This is a genomic window from Jutongia sp. SJQ-6 (genome assembly GCF_054161275.1).
Genome location: NZ_CP195314.1, coordinates 1,801,835 through 1,819,035 on the forward strand (window position 1 = coordinate 1,801,835; position 17,201 = coordinate 1,819,035).

Below are 17,201 nucleotides of genomic sequence, written 5' to 3' on the forward strand. Positions count from 1 at the left end.
GATAGCCTTCAAGCTTTTGATGTGCTTCCGGCACGATCTAACAATGGCATTCAAACCCTTGATGTGCTTCCTTCTTTCGAACACTACTTTCACTAAAAAGAGCAAAACCAGCGTTTTGCTTTTATCACGCTACACAACACCCTAATCCTATCAATTAAAAAGGGGCTGCGCACTAATTGCTTAGTGCGACAGCCCCTTTGTCTTATCCTATATTACCGTTTGCAATACTTACGTATTGCGATCATTGCCGGCAAACTATTATTTTGCACGGCCACAGCAATATTTGTATTTCTTCCCGGATCCGCATGGACATGGCTCATTACGCCCAACCTTGCGCTCCTTAACAATTGTACCGGACTTTTTCTGCTCACGATAAAGCTCCTTGCGTCGCTCCGGTGTCAACAGCTCATCCCACTCCGGCAGTTCATATAACCAATCAGCACCCGCTTCTACCATATGATAATATAAGCTTTCCAAATCAATCGGCAATTTTACAACCGTGTCAGCTTCCATTTCCTCGATTGGGTTCGGTTCTTTCAAGCTTTCGTTGATTCCATCTAAGAAACCTACCATATAATTCAATTCCATGCCGTATTTATCTGCTAATTCCTGAACAGTACCGGATACCACTTCCTCCGGAGCCGCAAGTAACTGCTGATAAATGGCTTTTTCCTGCTCGAAATACTTATCCCAAATTGCTTTTCCCTCTTTGGAGTTCAATTCTACGCCATATGCGTACTCTCTCCATTCCTGTAATAATCCCATAATTTCCTCCGATTTCTACTGCTGCCTGCTCTGGTATCCACCGAAAAGACAGCGAATTTTCTTCTTGTGCGATTACTCGTCCACGCAGCTACACGCCTAACAACGTTTCATCCCTGTAGCATTATACCTGTTTTCTCGGCAGAAGTCCACACTTTTTGATATTCCACTGCATAGACTGCATAGATACTCGCTAACCATGACATCGCGCTCATTGACGAACAAATCCAAAAACAGCTCTCTACTTCTGTTCCGGCCGTATCCAAGTCCCGCTCGCTTTCTTATGTTTCCACGAGTCGTTGGATGCCTGATATCCTGTCACCGTCATTACCTGATAATCACTCTCCGTCTTCAGCGAGCGATAAATCTTTTTGAGTGCAACCCACTGGCGGTTGTGCTTAGGATCACCGGAATCTCCCAAAAATACTGCGTCTTTCTGTTTGTCATATAAAAAGACGGTAACATAATGCCCCGGTGTATTTTTCCAATAGCAAGCTGAGTTACTGCTGCTGACAAGTACAATCGCTGAGTCATTGGACGCGATCATCTTTTGAAATTTGCGATACGATGTCGGTTTGCGCCGCAGGGACACCTCAAAGCCAAGGCCCTGCATAGCACTTTCCATATACTCCCAGGCGACTGCACCGCCACCACCGTAAATCGTATTCCTCTTGGTATACTTATAAATATCTACCGGAGAAGCCTCATAAGTGGTCTGCGACGAATAAATATTGGCCATACAACAAAATCCGCAACCGAATGCACCGAATTTGCCACCGTCATAATACGTCTCTGCCCATTTCCCGGACCAAGTCAAACGTTTACCCCAAGACTTCGGCCCCTGCAAAAACGTATACACTGCATCCTCCGGTTTTACCACGTTGTTCTGTCCTGCTGTTTGGATAGATTTCCCTGCTGTTTGCGGCATATCTCCCGTGCTGTTTTTGTCCCCGACATTTTTAACAGCCCCGGTCTGCTTCCCGCCACTTGCCGTTATTTTCTGTGCGGACTTTCCTTTAACTGTCTGAGAAGCTGTCACACGCAGAGCAAGTCCCACGACCACAACTACCGCCAGCAATACAACGAAGACACTTTCTTTCCAATAGTTCATACGTCCGCATTTTAGTACATCCCACTTGTTTCTTAATAACCTCATCTTTCACCTTCCTACCGTTATCTGCTTCTGGATTTTTCACTTTCTAACTGTCACTTACCGTGCAAAGCTCCTGCCTTATCACCGTCTACTCGTCACTCAAATATCTCGTCTTTCACTTTCCATACAGATACATCATCTTTTTGCCAGATCACATCTGCCACTTCATACAATCCATTCACGTCAACATTATACGTGCCATACTCTTGATTGCTCAAATAAATATAATTGACATCATACTTCCGGAACAACTCCTTAGCACTCGCCGGACTCGTATACATCGTTTCGACGTCCTGTTCATTTTGCTGATAGTTCAAACCATGATAATACAAAAACGAAGAGGAACCACACACGATACTGCGTCCTGTCAACGCCGGGACCGGACTGTTATGAGCCGTTGATGTCAAGATCACATCCCACGGCGTAGTTTCGTCCTCAATATATCGACACGCTTTTACCGCTGGTGCGGTATATAATTCATAATCAGATACCCATTCACGACCCATCGTCAAAAAGCCGGATATTGCACTAACAAATAACAGGCAGGCACCCAAAAGCACTACACCAGTCTTTCCGATAGCACTGCGCCAATACACTGCGCCATACCGTTCATAAAGCTGAACTAACGCATCTGCCGCCAATCCGCATATAAAGACCGCTCCAACAAACAGCAATTTATTGTTATCATAGTCATTCGGCTGAAAAGCCGCAAGCTCAGCCACAAACCAAATCAGCAAATATGGTGCACCTATTTTTAAATTTCTCACACTGACCACAAAGGAGGACAGCAAAAGCAGCACAAATGGCAATCCAAGATTTTTAAGATAAAATACGATATACTGATCACCATTATTGGACCAATTGAAATGACTGCGCACAAAATTATCGCCGGAGGCCTGTGAAAATGTCCACATAAATAACTGTGGAAGTGCAAATATCAATACTAAGATCAAAAAAATGCCCCACGTAAATGCCAAACGTTTCCACAATCTATTTTGCAGATAACGCACCAACTTGTATCCCAAAAACAGGACAAACACCACAACCCCAATGATCATTATCGCTAATCCATGTTTGTCTGCAAACTCATTCGAGCGGTTGATCATCTGCATCACGCTAAAGAACGCCAGTCCAATATAAAGAGCATATCGAATCCAGCTGTCTGATACCGTTGCCGTTGCATCAGCACTTGAGCTTCCTATGCGATTTCCGGTTGACGCAGACACGTTTGCACTTCTTCGACCAGAAGATGTTACTTTGCCATTTCTGCGTCCAGAAGATGTCGCTTTGCTATTTCTACGTCCAGAAGATGTCGCTTTGCCATTTCTTCGGCCAGATCCCCTGCTCGCTGACGCTTTTCGCCCAAGTGCAATTCTTTCTGATTCAAAAAGACTATTTTCTGTCAAATCCAACAGCAGCCATACCGCACATATCATCCCCAGCGCCAAAAACGAATGTGTATGGATCATTGGAAGCGCACCAGCCGCCACGCCCGCCATAACAAACAATTTCTTTTTGCGCTCCGCTATCGCCCGGAACAAAAACGCCAACAGTGGAAACAATATAGACCAGCCAAATAATGTCGCACGCTGCGGGATCAGCATGTCAACCATAACCTGTACCCAGCGCAGATTTTTATCCAAATAATTCGTTGGTGTCATATAAAATTCCGTAAAGATTTTATGTATCTTTTCTGCATTGTCAAAATACACAAAGCCTAGTCCACCATTCCAAAAGAATAGTATCCAAGCGATCAACGCTGTCGCTGATCTGCCAAGCCAATATTTGATCAAGCAGTAAAATCCCACAAACACCTGCAAAATTGCTCCGAGCATCGGCAAAACGTACGCCAGCCGTAGACTTGCGCCCATCAGATACAAACTGGAACTAACACTGTCGCACAGAAACGGATAGGATAATTTATGCCCCGGCAGCAAAGAATACTCCGGCGGAAACGTCTGCTGATTTGCAATACTGGTAATAAAGCTAAAATGCATATTCATATCGCCGTAGGTGGACTGCCCCGTGTGCATACTGCCATCAGCATTTCCTACGATTGTATGTGTATACAGACAATAGCAAAAAAAGACAAATGTAACTGCCATCAGGATCCAAACCGGATTTTCCCGGAACAAACGTTTCCATTCGTTCACCTTCCGATATGGATGCTGCTGTAGTGAAGATTCTGAACAATGGCATCTCCAACCAACCAGCACACATAGAACTATCTGTAATAGCAGAGCCAATACATGTGCTGTCATCGAAAAATCAAACGCAAAGGCAAAAAGCAAAGGAAACCATTGTAATGCCAAGACACCGGCGACACTTCCCACCAGATACTGCATCACAATACTATATCGTTCTTTGCACAAAAGTTTTCTGCCAATATACATTCCACTGCCCAGAAACAACGCATAATAACCTACCGCTAAAACTGCCCCTGTCACTCCATTTCCATCAAACATACTTTATACTCATCCTCACTTTAATCACTATTCATCACTCTGCGCCAAGACAGCCAAAAAGCAAGGCAATCCCGTTATCTCCATGCACAGAGAGAAACTCCGTTTCATATAAACATCAGAATACCGTAGTTTCATTTCTTTGTCAAACAGCTTGCCAGACCGGCTCTTTCCATTCTTTGGCACACAGCTTGCCAGACCGGCTCTTTCCATTCTTTGGCACAGAGCTTGCCAGACCGGCTCTTTCCATTCTTTGGCATAATAAAAAACCCTTAAGCGAGACCGGGATATTTGCCCTGTCCGCTTAAGGGGAAACACTTTAATATGCTCTTTTGTTATTACAGAGTAATGTCAACACTTGTTGTACCTGCTGCTGCCTCAACAGTCTTGCCTGCTACAGTAATCTTAAAGCTCTTGTCTGTTGCAGTGTAAGAAACAGTAACCTTATCACCATATCTTGTTGCTGCGATATCAGTAAGCTTGTTGGATTCCTGATCGTAAATAGTTGCTGTTGCAGTCTTACCATCTTCTAATCCATATACTACTGCCTCTGCATCCTGCAGATAATCATACAATACATTCATTTTGCCCTCTGCATCGAAATTACCATAAGTAACAATGCTGTTTGGACGCGCAAGGATCGGTGTCTGGAAATAATCACATTTTCTTGTGTAATACTTACCACCTTCGTATGTCTCACCGCTCTGGATATCTGTCCATGTTCCGCAATCCGGTACATAGAACTCTGCAATACCTTCTTCATTCATAACCGGAACGATGCACAAGTTGTCGCCGAGCATGTACTGCTGATCCAGATACTTACAAGCAGTATCGTCAGAGAATGCGATGATCATAGAACGCATCATTGGAACACCAACCTGATGAGTCTTGTTAGCCTGTGCCCAAAGATAAGGCATCATCTTACCCTTTAATACAGTGTAGTGACGAAGTACATCACATGCCTCTGTATCGCCATCCTTATCATAAGCCCAAGGCACACGGTAAGAAGTAGATCCATGCAGACGGCTGTGTGTAGACAACAGTCCGAATGCACACCATCTCTTATATACATCAGCAGGAGCTGTAGCCTCGAATCCGCCCATATCATGGGAGAAGAAACCGAAACCGGATGAGCAGAGAGAAAGTCCACCACGAAGTGTCTCTGACATTGCAGAATACTCTGCGTAGCAGTCACCACCCCAGTGTACCGGGAACTTCTGTCCACCAACAGTCGCACTACGAGCAAAGAGACAAGCCTTGTCCTTACCATAATACTCCTCTAATGCTTCAAATACACACTTGTTATAAAGGTATGTGTAGTAGTTGTGCATCTTGATCGGATCAGATCCATCGTAATATTTTACCTTAGTAGGGATTCTCTCACCAAAGTCTGTCTTGATGTTATTAACACCCATGTCAAACAGCTTCTTCAAAAGACCCTTGAACCAAGCACAAGCCTCTGGGTTTGTGAAATCGACAATTGCCATACCAGGCTGCCACATATCACACTGGAATACGCTTCCGTCCAGATTCTTGATGAAATAGCCTTTTTCTTTACCAATATCAAACAACTTGGACTGCTGTGCAATGTATGAGTTGATCCATACACAGATCTCTAAGCCCTTGTCGTGTAGTCTCTTTAACATTCCCTCAGGATCCGGGAACATCTCATCATCCCACTCAAAGTTACACCACTCGTAACCCTTCATCCAGAAACAGTCAAAGTGGAATACCTGCAATGGGATCTTGCGCTCTGCCATACCATCGATAAAGCTGTTTACTGTCTTCTCATCATAGCTTGTTGTGAAAGAAGTAGACAACCACAGACCGAAGGAATATGCCGGTGGCAATGCAGGCTTACCTGTCAATGTTGTGTAGTTCTCTAATACATGCTCTAAGTTCTCACCACCGATAATGAAGTACTCTAACTCTTCACCCGGTACCGTAAATGTTACCTTGGAAACTGTATCGCTCATTACCTCGAAAGACACTTTGTCAGAGCTGTTGACCAATACACCATAGCTCTTAGATGAGATATAGAAAGGTACTGTCTTGTAACTCTGATCAGAACATGTACCACCATCACAGTTCCATGTCTCTACTGTCTGACCATTCTTTACGAATGGAGTGAATTTCTCACCGAAACCATAAATGCACTCACCGATGTCTGTCTTTAACTGCTCACGCAAATATGTTGTGTGAGGATCCTGTGGGTAGTTGAAGAACTGATCGTCCTCCTGTGTGTTCATGCGCGCATTTGCTGTATACTGGCTCTCGTTGATGATGGATGTAGATCTCCATGCACCGCCTGTCAAAAGCTTATCTTTGTAGTAATACTGTACTTCCCAATCATCTGCGATCTTGATCTCTACACGAGTATCGCCAGACTTCAATGTTACCTTGTCCTCTGTGCGAGTGATCTCAGGAGTATATCCTGTATCCTCGTTCAACTCATAACGAGGAATGTTGTCCAATCCTCCTCTGTAATGATCAATGTGTACCTTGATGATATTCTCTGATGTAGAAGAATATGTAATCTCAAGGTTTGGTCCGCCCAATGTCATACCACGATTCAAAACCGTATATGGTGTAGCTAATACTTTGATGGAATTCTCTGTTGTCTCCACCTTGTAAGCTTGAGAAGCGTAGTTCACATTGTAACCCTGTTTGCTTAACCAAAATCCGTCTGCTACTTTCATGTTTCGTCTCCTTTCAAAATACCTTTTCTCTAATTTTGATGATTTTATCCTCACCTGTCAGATCAGTAAGATGAGATCATCTGCTTGCGCATATCTTGCGACTTGATAGTTCTATTATACTTGCATGTATTTGTTTCGTCTATAATTATTAGGGCAATTTATAACATTATTTTGATATTTCATGCTAATTTCGGTGAGAAGTTCGCTCATGACATAAAAAAGAGCAAAGCCAGTGCTTTGCTATGCAAGAATTACTAAAGCAATTCTTGGTGATGTCACGCTGCATAACAGCATTTTCCTACTCCATAAAAAGACCGTGATCCGATCTATGATCGAATCACGGTCTCCCTTAAAACCAATGTTTTGTGTTCAAGAATTTGTTTGACTCAATTCCTTCTAATTTTCTATCGAAAATTATTTGAATTTCTTGTATCCACTCTTTTTAAGTTTCTTAATCTGAGCTTTCTTTGCCTTCTTAGACTTAGATGCAGCAGTAACTTTGATTGTCTTCTTGCATCCCTTGAATGCGCCCTTCTTTACAGAAACTTTAGCTTTCAATGTAAGTTTAGAAAGCTTCTTGCAGTTCTTGAACGCACCTGCCGGGATAGACTTGATCGTCTTACCAAGAGTAACTTTCTTAGCCTTAGCACCCTTGAATGCATTCTTGCCAAGCTTGTTGATCTTGTAAGTAGCCTTAACCTTGCTTACAGTCTTAGATACACTAGTACCTACGCTAAGCTTAGAAGCCTTCTTACCCTTCTTGGACAAGCCAACTACTGTTACAACACCCTTTGTCTTCTTAGAGCTTGTAGCTGTTGCAACCTTTGTTACCTGATATTTGAAGTTACCAGACTCGAACTTAGCACCCTTCTTGTAGCCAATTCTCTTAGCTGCTTCGAAGTTAGCACCTTTGAGCTGGAATGTAATCTCCATGCTGCTTGTAGGAAGTGTTGTCAAAGTACTCAATGCAGAACTTGCATCTTTTCCCTTAGGATAAGCTACATTCTTGATTCCATCATCCTCAGAATATCCGTCAGCTACCATGAACTGATAATACTCGTCAGCGTCCGGCTTGTTAGGAAGTGAGAAACCACTCTTAACAACCTTGCCATCAATCTTTAATGTAGCATTAACAGCAGTTACACCCTTCTGTGTCAAAGGAATCTGAGTTGTAACATAGAGCATGTTGAAGCCCTTAGCTGTCTTAGCATCTTTCTCAGCGCCCTTGATCGTCTTAAAGTTCACACCTGAGATAGATACTGTATAGTTCGTTCCATTTGCTTTCATTGTAGCATTAGCAATCTTAGCAGGATAAGCTTTGTACTTATCACCTGTGCTAAGTGATACCTGAGAATTATACTTAATATCCTTGCTCTTCAGACCAAGTGTGCTGTCATTCCAAGCGTTACGGAAGATGTAGTTATCCGTCTGGAATCCAAGGTATGCATCATATGTCTTCAATGCCGGTGCCTGTGTAGGAGCAGCGGTTGGCTTTGGAGTAGGTGTTACTACAGGTGCCTCAGCAGATACTTCAAATGTAACTGCGAATGTATCACCTGCGACAACCTCAACCGGATCGCCTGCGTTTGTCCATGTACCATTAGCATTTGTCATAAATGGGTTTGCTTTCTGGAACTCGTCTGCCTTACTTGCGGATGTGCTGCAGTAGTTATTAACAATACCAGCACGAAGCTTTCCTGTCACTTTATTACCATCGTTATAAACGCTTGCCTTAGACCAATCAAGTGTCTGCTTTACTTTACCGTCAGCACCAGTGATCGTGATAGTCTTAGGCTTTACAGAAAATGTGCTAGGTACAACATAATTCTTCTTGCCGGATACATCCTTTGCACCCAAAGTACCAAACTCAATTCCAAGATATTTTGCCTCTGTCAAAAGGTCATCTGCGTCATCCTCTGCTACTGCAGATACTGTATATGTGCCTGTCGTAGAGATGGCTCCTGAAGATGCTACAAAACCACCATTAACCTCTTCTGTCTCGCCTGTTGCAAGCTTGTAAGTATCATCAACCTGCTTAAGAGCACCTGTGCTGTCCTTTACAACTCTGTCTGTTGTGTTGAAAATCTTACTGTTATTCTGCACAAGATATGCAGTAAATTCTGGTGCGATCTTAGTTGCATCTGCAGCTTTAGACTTCTCACCAGTCACACCAGCACCTAAAGAAACAACCATAGCTGCTGTGAGAATCATAGCGAGTATACTCTTTGACTGTTTTCTCATGAATATTTTCCTCCTTTTCATTTTGCAATGTTTTGGTCAAACATTGACAAGTTCTTGAACATTCTGGTCAGGATATCATACTTGAATGCTGATGTCCCCCAAATCATGTACTATTATACAAAATTTTCTTTGAAAATTCCAGCCCTTTTTCCTTTAAAAAAAAGGCTTATTTTACCTACAAAAATAGAGAATCCTCTTGATGCAGAGGCTTCTGCAATTCAAAACCACTTTATGAAAGGCAATATCAGCGCTTTGCTTTGCAAGAATTGCTAAAGCAATTCTTGATAGCATTACTCCACACAACAGCAATTTTCGATAAAATATTTCCGATAATTAAAAAACAGCCGCACCTTTCGGCACGACTGTTTTCCGGTTTTCACCATATTTTAAATGACTCAATAATTATCAAAATTTAATGCTAATTTCTTTAATTATTTGAATTTCTTGTAACCGCTCTTCTTTAACTTCTTAACATTAGCCTTAGTTACTTTCTTAGAAGCGCCCTTAACCTTGATTGTCTTCTTGCATCCCTTGAATGCTTTCTTAGCAACCTTTGTTAATTTAGCTTTTACCTTCAAAGTAGATAACTTCTTGCAGTTAGCAAATGCTCCTGCAGGAATGGACTTAATGTTCTTGCCAAGAGAGATTGTCTTAGCATTAGCGCCCTTGAATGCGTTCTTGCCAATACTTGTTACTTTGTAGCTGTAGCCATTGATCTTAGCTGTAGCTGGTGCAGAGAGGCTGGATGCCTTCTTACCTGCCTTAGAAAGACCAACGATTGATAATGTACCAGCTTTCTTAGCTGTAGCAGCCTTTGTTACCTTGTAAACAACCTTGCCGCTCTCAACCTTCTTTCCCTTCTTAGGAGCCTGTGGCGCCTTAGTAGGTTTGTCTTTCAGTGGCGCAGATGTTACATTTGGCTTCTCGCTTGGTTTAACAGTTGGTTTAACAGTTGGCTTTTCACTCGGTGTAGGAAGAACACCCTCAGACGCATCAATATCGTCCTTTGTAATAGTATCGTTCTTTACATTCTCACCTGTCTCAGGATCTTTATAAGTACCTTCCTTAAGGTCATTCAATGCAGCCTTAAGTCCTGTAACCTTAAATGTAATCTCAATGCTGTTCTCTGGAATTGCTAACTCTTCAGCATCTGTCTTGTCAAACAAAGGTCCCTTATCATCAGCATTCCACTTGTTGATCAGTGGATAGTAGTAATACAACTCATCTGCTTTCTGAACAAGGCTCAGATCTTTAGCAACTTCAGCACCATCAACCTTCATAGATGTAACAGATAACTTAACATCTGCATATGCACCATCTGGGTTTTCTTCTGTCTTAGCAGAAAGATCTGTTGCGATAGACAACAAGTTGTACTTCGTAGCTGCTGTTAAATCGATACCGCTAATAGCTACTGTATACTCACCATCTCTTGTAAGTAATACGTCAGTAGCCTTAAAGTTTGCAGCGTCACCGCTTGCTTTGATGTAATCGTAAGTATCCTGTTTTCCAAGATCATTTGGCTTGTAACCATTACGATAATCCCAAGTTCCATCCATCTGATATGCGATGTAAGCATGGATACCCTTTGTAGCCCAAAGAGCCTCGTCATAAGCCTTAGGAGCCTCTGTTGCTTCTGGAGTAGGTGTTACTTCCGGTCCTTCTGTATCGTCTGTGAATTTCAATTCTGTTGTCTTCATAGTTACATCAGAAATTGTTAAACCAGCTGTTACGTTCTTGTCATCATCCTTCTCTAATGCAGAATCGATGTCAGCGAACATTACACCTAACTGATTTCCAAGAGTAATTTCTCCTGCTGCAGTATAAGATACTGTATATGTTCCGTCTTTTTCGATTTCAACAACACCAGCTGATGGTACTGTGTTACCTAATGTATTTACAGACCAGTCACTTGAGTTCACACCGATGAATGCCTTGATAGACTTAGCGCCTGTCTTTGCTAATACATCTGCAACGCCTGCTGCCTTGAAAGAAATAGAGATGTCTCTAAGTGTCTGACCCTCCATTGTATTTGGATCAAACTTGCCCCAGTTGTTGAATACAAGAAGTCTTGCTTCTCCACTGTCGCCACCTACGAATTTGCTTTCTGTAGCACCATCGAATTTTGCAACGCTCTTAACTTCCTTTGCCACCTCAACTTTGAGAGATGCATCAGATACTGTTAAACCAGCTGTTACATTCTTGTCATCATCTTTCTCTAATGCAGAATCGATATCAGCGAACATTACACCCATCTGGTTTCCTAATTTAACCGTAGAAGAACCAGTATATGTTACAGTATAAGTTCCATCTTTCTCAATTTCTGTTACTCCGTCTGCAGGAACTGTGTTTCCAAGAGTATTTACAGACCAGTCACTTGAATTTAAGCCAAGAAATGCTTTAATAGACTTAGCACCGGTCTTTGCCAATACATCAGCAACACCTGCAACCTTGAAAGTAATAGATGCATTCTTTACATCAATACCTTCAAGCTCACTCGGGTCATACTTGCCCCAGTTGTTAAATACTAACAAACGAGCTTCTCCGGAATCTCCGCCTACTAACTTAGATTCTACCGCTTTATCGAAAGATGTAACATCTTTCATTAAAGCAGGAGCTTTAATCTGAAGCTTTGTATCAGAAACTTTCAAACCTGCTGTTACATTCTTGTCATCATCTTTCTCTAAAGCAGAGTCGATGTCAGTAAACATTACACCCATCTGATTTCCAAGTGTAATTGTTGAGGAACCAGTATATGTTACTGTATAGGTTCCATCTTTCTCAATTTCTGTTACTCCATCTGCAGGTGCAGTGTTACCAAGAGTATTCACTGACCAATCACTTGAATTCAATCCAAGGAATGCTTTAATAGACTTAGCACCTGTCTTCGCCAACACATCAGCTACACCTTCAACATTAAAAGTAATAGATGCATCTTTCATGCTGATTCCTTCAAGTGCATTTGGATCATACTTGCCCCAGTTGTTAAATACTAACAAACGAGCTTCTCCAGAATCTCCGCCTACTAACTTAGATTCAACTGCCTTATCAAATACAACCTTGTCCACAGTAGATACCGCAGCATCTGCTTTTTCAGACACAAGGCCGACGCTAGGAATAAGACTTAACGCCATTGCTCCGGCAAGAATCCATGACAAAACTTTTTTTGTCTGTTTTCTCATTATTTCTCCTCCTCTTTTTATTATTGAGTCATCGTACATAATTGAAATGCTGTACGTAAGTTTTGAACTTAAGAGCCATGAAACAAAAGCTCATATTTCAGTCAAAACACACCATAGCCTTTCATTTATATACATAAAAATTTACAAAATATATTCTAACACGATACGGTAAAAAAATCAATCATTTTTACCTGTTTTTCGGAAAATCTATTGCCGATTTTGTTAAATATACACAAAATTATATCTTAATCCTGTCTATATCGATGATTTTTACCGTAAATATTCACAATACGACAAGCCTGCCATGCAAGCATTATTCAGAACTTTCCTGCCACGAATACGTGTTTCGCATTTCCATTATGGCAAAAAAACGGAAAGAATAAGTTTATTTATATCTTGTTATAATACCTTTCAAAAACTTGAAAGTGAGGCTTTTTATGACAAAGCAAAAATGTAATTCTAATAACACAAATGGCAATTTAGCCAAAAGCAGCCTAACGCTAAACGAATGGTATTCTTTTTGGATACAGAATTATAAAACCGGCGTTGTTAAACCATCGACAATCCAAAATTATTGCTGCATCTATAATAATCATATCAAAAAATTTTTAGGTTATATGCCGCTTTGCGAAATTCGCACAATGCATATCCAGCAAATGCACAATTCGCTCGAACTATCATCCAAGTACCAGCATTGCATCCATGCTATACTCTCGAATATGTTTGAAATCGCGGTTCAAAATGATTTGATCGTGAAAAATCCATGTTGCGGTACCAAGCTTCAGTCATTACAAAACAAACACAGACGTGTTTTGTCATCGGAAGAGCAACAGCTTTTCGCTAATTTAATGCAACAGCCAAAGTGGCGCGATCGTTCTTTGCCTATTACTGTGTTGCTTGGAACCGGAATACGCGTCGGCGAATTACTTGCTTTGACGTGGGACAATATTGATTTGAAACAAAAAACAATTTATATCGAAAAAACGTTACTTTACCTATGGAATACAGATTTGCAAAAATATACGTTTTCGTTTCAATCCCCGAAAACAGTTAACAGCAAACGCTGTATCCCTATGTCAACGCCTGTGCATAATGCCTTTTTGCAACAATGTGACAAAATAAAACAATTAAAACAAAACTCTGCCAAATGGTCACCTATTGAGGATTTTGAAAACCTTGTGTTTGTAAACAGCCTTGGTCGTCCAATGCAACGGCGTGATATCCAAATTATTTTGGATCGTATGACTGATGAACTAAATAAACAAGCGTTAAAATCATCTTCTTCCTATTATATTAAACACATTCATCCCCATACACTACGGCATAGTTTTGCGACTAGATGTTTTGAGGTCGGTATTCCGCCTAAAGTAGTGCAGACACTATTGGGACACAGTAGTATACAGATCACTATGGATTTATATACTCATGTTTCTTCAGATATGTGTCGGGAAAATATGAAGAAATTAGAAAAATTCGGAATGTGATTTCGACATTTTACAACTTTTTATTTCATAACTCTTAAGTTCAAAATTTACATACGTTTTTCAATTATGTACGATGACTCAATAATAAAAAGAGGAGGAGAAATAATGAGAAAACAAACAAAAAAAGTTTTGTCATGGGTTCTTGCCGGTGCAATGACATTAGGACTTACAGCAAATGTTAATTTTGCACCAGCAAGCGCAGACGATGCAACTGCATTTACTGCAAAATTAAGTGCACAAATGGATGTTACTAAATCTGATGTCGCTGAATGGGATTTTAGTGCTGAAGGTACAGGTAAGCTTGGAGAACTTTCCACTGTCACATACGATAGTGATAAGAAAGCTTGCTTCTCAGGAAATTTTATTGGAATTGACACTGATTTAACCTATGTAGAGGGTCAAACTGCTAAAATTTATTCTATCAAAGCCGATGGCAAAGAATTAGAAAATGTTGACCTGTCTAAAATTGTTTACGGTACTGAAAACGACAAAAAGACAACCGGTCGCATTACAATTCGTAATGCTTGGGGTGATGTCCCTGGTATTTTTGCTGACGACTATACCTATGAAGCTTTTAACAAATTGGAAATCACATATGCAATTGGCGATGCTACACATTCTTTACCAGATGCACCTACTGTTGAAAGCGATTTTACTGCAAAGTTAAGTGCGCAGATGGATGTTTCTAAATCCGATGTCGCTGAATGGGATTTTAATGTTGAAGGCACAGGCAATCTCGGTGAACTTTCAACTATCACATACGATAGCGACAAAAAAGCTTGCTTTTCTGGTAATTTCATCGGAATTGATACAAACCTGACATATGCTGAAGGACAGATTGCTAAAATTTATTCTATCAAAGCCGATGGCAAAGAATTAGAAAATGTTGACCTGTCTAAAATCGTTTACGGTACTGAAAACGACAAAAAGACAACCGGTCGCATTACAATTTGTAATGCTTGGGGTGATGTCCCGGGTATTTTCGCTGACGACTATACCTATGAAGCTTTTAACAAATTGGAAATCACATATGCAATTGGTGATGCTACACATTCTTTACCAGATGCAACTTCTACAAACGCACCAACCACAGCACCAACCACAGCACCAACCACAGCACCGACTGCAGCACCAACTGCAACACCAACCGTTGATCCTAATCTCCATGGTGAAACATTGACATGGAATGGTACTGCCAATATTTATCAATACGGCGATGATACGTTTGAGACAGAGACCACAACTGTATCAGATGGATTGACTGTTCAGGAAGATGGCTCCAACGCTTGCGTTATTACTGTAAAGTATGATTCTTCAAAATACAAACAACCAGTATTGCAGTTGATTACCAGCGCATATACCGGTGATCCTAGCAAGGATACTACTTTCAGAATTACAGAATCAAGTTGGAAAAAAACAGCTCCTTTGTATGGACGTACCGCTGATAGCACCTATTTTACGGTAGCTGAAGGAAATCAGTTTGGCGATCAGTCTGGTTTCAAGGATGAAGACGGAAACAGCGTAGATGGTGCTGATGCAACAAGCGTTTTATTCACTGAATTTTCAGCTGATATTGCAGGTTTGGGCGATGAGATTTATATTTGTGGACATAATCGTACGATTACAAAAATTGTGATCTGCGAAGCAGAGGATGTTCCAAGTCCTACAAACACACCAGCTCCTACAGTACAGCCAAGTGATAATCCAAATGTGACACCTGGTCCTACTAATAAGCCTACTAATACACCTGCACCTACAAAAGCACCTAAGGCTCCTAAAAAAGGTGCTAAGGTTGAGAGCGGCAAGGTTGTTTATAAAGTAACAAAAGCCGCTACAGCTAAGAAAGCTGGTACATTGTCATTAGTTGGTCTCTCTAAGGCCGGTAAGAAGGCATCTAAGCTTTCTTCACCTGCTACTGCTAAGATCAATGGCTACAATTACAAAGTAACAAGCATTGGTAAGAACGCGTTCAAGGGTGCTAATGCTAAGACAATCTCTCTTAGCAAAAACATTAAGTCTATTCCTGCAGGCGCATTTGCTAACTGCAAGAAGTTATCTACTTTGAAAGTAAAGGCTAAATTAACAAAGGTTACTAAGAAGGCATTCAAAGGATGCAAGAAGACAATCAAAGTTAAGGGTGCTTCTAAGAAGATAACTAAAGCTAATGTTAAGAAGTTAAAGAAGAGTGGTTACAAAAAATTCAAATAATTAAAGAAATTAACATCAAATTTTGATAGTTATTGAGTCATTTATGAAAGACATTACGTCGAATAGGGTCTGTGCATTTGCACAGACCCTATTGTTTTTGTCATGATACGATTTTCACTTCTTTGACTTGCCATATTTATTATCTTCCCTTTTGTATGACAGCGATGCAATTTATTCAATCTCGATCAGCTTATTTCAACTTTGTCTCCGAATGGTATCATATTGAATACTTGTCAACTCAATCCACCATTATCTATAACTGAGACTACTTATATTGGTGTCTGTGATGCTTTCCCTGATTCCAGCTTGCCTATCGGCCTCTTTGGTTGACTGCTTTGGGGACTTTTTCTATTTCAGCTTGCCTATCGGTCTTCTTTGGTTGACTGCTTTGGCGCTTTCGCTGATTTCAGCTTGCTTTTTGGCTTCTTTGGTTGACTGCTTTGGGGACTTTCTCTATTTCAGCTTGCCTATTGGGCTATTTCGGTTGACTGCTTTGGCGTTTTCGCTGATTCCAGCTTGCTTTTTGGCTTCTTTGGTTGACTGCTTTGGGGACTTTTTCTATTTCGGCTTGCCTATTGGGCTATTTCGGTTGACTGCTTTGGGGACTTTTTCTATTTCGGCTTGCCTATTGGGCTATTTCGGTTGACTGCTTTGGCGTTTTCGCTGATTCTAGCTTGCCTATCGTGCTTCTTTGGTTGACTGCTTTGGCGTTTTCGCTGATTCTAGCTTGCCTATCGGCTTCTTTGAGTGACTGCTTTGGCGATTTCGCTGATTTCAGCTTGCTTTTTGGCTTCTTTGGTTGACTGCTTTGGGGGCTTTCTCTATTTCGGCTTGCCTATATGGGCTATTTCGGTTGACTGCTTTGGCGTTTTCGCTGATTCTAGCTTGCCTATCGTGCTTCTTTGGTTGACTGCTTTGGCGTTTTCGCTGATTCTAGCTTGCCTATCGGCTTCTTTGAGTGACTGCTTTGGCGATTTCGCTGATTTCAGCTTGCCTATTAGCTTCTTTGAGTG

Annotated in this window: 9 protein-coding genes; 2 read left to right on the top strand and 7 right to left on the bottom strand. The window is 41.2% G+C overall.

Going from position 1 to position 17,201, the window contains the following annotated elements:
• Nucleotides 1-258: 258 nt before the first annotated feature.
• The 7 genes from ACSAJE_RS08185 to ACSAJE_RS08215 form a co-directional block, all read right to left on the bottom strand.
• Entirely contained in the window at nt 259-765 is a 507-nt protein-coding gene (locus ACSAJE_RS08185; RefSeq protein WP_118690488.1) for an SEC-C metal-binding domain-containing protein, read from the bottom strand.
• A gap of 238 nt (nt 766-1,003) precedes the next feature.
• Nucleotides 1,004-1,918: a C39 family peptidase gene (locus tag ACSAJE_RS08190; RefSeq protein WP_458008796.1), complete on the bottom strand. Its 915-nt coding sequence runs from the start codon at nt 1,916-1,918 to the stop codon at nt 1,004-1,006.
• Nucleotides 1,919-2,010: 92 nt separating this feature from the next.
• Complete coding sequence (locus tag ACSAJE_RS08195; RefSeq protein WP_458008797.1) at nt 2,011-4,380, bottom strand: hypothetical protein; 2,370 nt, start codon at nt 4,378-4,380, stop codon at nt 2,011-2,013.
• Nucleotides 4,381-4,511: 131 nt separating this feature from the next.
• Nucleotides 4,512-4,637 carry a hypothetical protein gene (locus tag ACSAJE_RS08200; RefSeq protein WP_458008798.1) on the bottom strand — a complete coding sequence of 42 codons (126 nt, stop codon included), beginning with the start codon at nt 4,635-4,637 and terminating at the stop codon, nt 4,512-4,514.
• Nucleotides 4,638-4,715: 78 nt separating this feature from the next.
• Nucleotides 4,716-7,076, bottom strand: a complete 2,361-nt coding sequence (yicI, locus tag ACSAJE_RS08205; RefSeq protein WP_458008799.1) for an alpha-xylosidase — start codon at nt 7,074-7,076, stop codon at nt 4,716-4,718.
• Between the two features lie 414 nt (nt 7,077-7,490).
• Entirely contained in the window at nt 7,491-9,317 is a 1,827-nt protein-coding gene (locus tag ACSAJE_RS08210) for a leucine-rich repeat protein (protein WP_458008800.1), read from the bottom strand.
• Between the two features lie 431 nt (nt 9,318-9,748).
• Nucleotides 9,749-12,496, bottom strand: coding sequence for a leucine-rich repeat protein (locus tag ACSAJE_RS08215; protein ID WP_182448211.1), 2,748 nt, complete (start codon nt 12,494-12,496; stop codon nt 9,749-9,751).
• A gap of 437 nt (nt 12,497-12,933) precedes the next feature.
• Between ACSAJE_RS08215 and ACSAJE_RS08220 the strand changes: the two genes are divergently transcribed.
• Nucleotides 12,934-13,980, top strand: a complete 1,047-nt coding sequence (locus ACSAJE_RS08220; RefSeq protein ID WP_458008801.1) for a tyrosine-type recombinase/integrase — start codon at nt 12,934-12,936, stop codon at nt 13,978-13,980.
• Between the two features lie 105 nt (nt 13,981-14,085).
• Nucleotides 14,086-16,188: a leucine-rich repeat protein gene (locus tag ACSAJE_RS08225; protein ID WP_458008802.1), complete on the top strand. Its 2,103-nt coding sequence runs from the start codon at nt 14,086-14,088 to the stop codon at nt 16,186-16,188.
• Nucleotides 16,189-17,201: the final 1,013 nt, after the last annotated feature.

What these genes read in the sequence shown, in the direction of transcription:
- ACSAJE_RS08185 (WP_118690488.1), bottom strand. Translation starts at nt 765, where the DNA reads ATGGGATTATTACAGGAATGGAGAGAGTACGCATATGGCGTAGAATTG.
- ACSAJE_RS08190 (WP_458008796.1), bottom strand. Translation starts at nt 1,918, where the DNA reads ATGAGGTTATTAAGAAACAAGTGGGATGTACTAAAATGCGGACGTATG.
- ACSAJE_RS08195 (WP_458008797.1), bottom strand. Translation starts at nt 4,380, where the DNA reads ATGTTTGATGGAAATGGAGTGACAGGGGCAGTTTTAGCGGTAGGTTAT.
- ACSAJE_RS08200 (WP_458008798.1), bottom strand. Translation starts at nt 4,637, where the DNA reads ATGCCAAAGAATGGAAAGAGCCGGTCTGGCAAGCTCTGTGCCAAAGAA.
- yicI (WP_458008799.1), bottom strand. Translation starts at nt 7,076, where the DNA reads ATGAAAGTAGCAGACGGATTTTGGTTAAGCAAACAGGGTTACAATGTG.
- ACSAJE_RS08210 (WP_458008800.1), bottom strand. Translation starts at nt 9,317, where the DNA reads ATGAGAAAACAGTCAAAGAGTATACTCGCTATGATTCTCACAGCAGCT.
- ACSAJE_RS08215 (WP_182448211.1), bottom strand. Translation starts at nt 12,496, where the DNA reads ATGAGAAAACAGACAAAAAAAGTTTTGTCATGGATTCTTGCCGGAGCA.
- ACSAJE_RS08220 (WP_458008801.1), top strand. Translation starts at nt 12,934, where the DNA reads ATGACAAAGCAAAAATGTAATTCTAATAACACAAATGGCAATTTAGCC.
- ACSAJE_RS08225 (WP_458008802.1), top strand. Translation starts at nt 14,086, where the DNA reads ATGAGAAAACAAACAAAAAAAGTTTTGTCATGGGTTCTTGCCGGTGCA.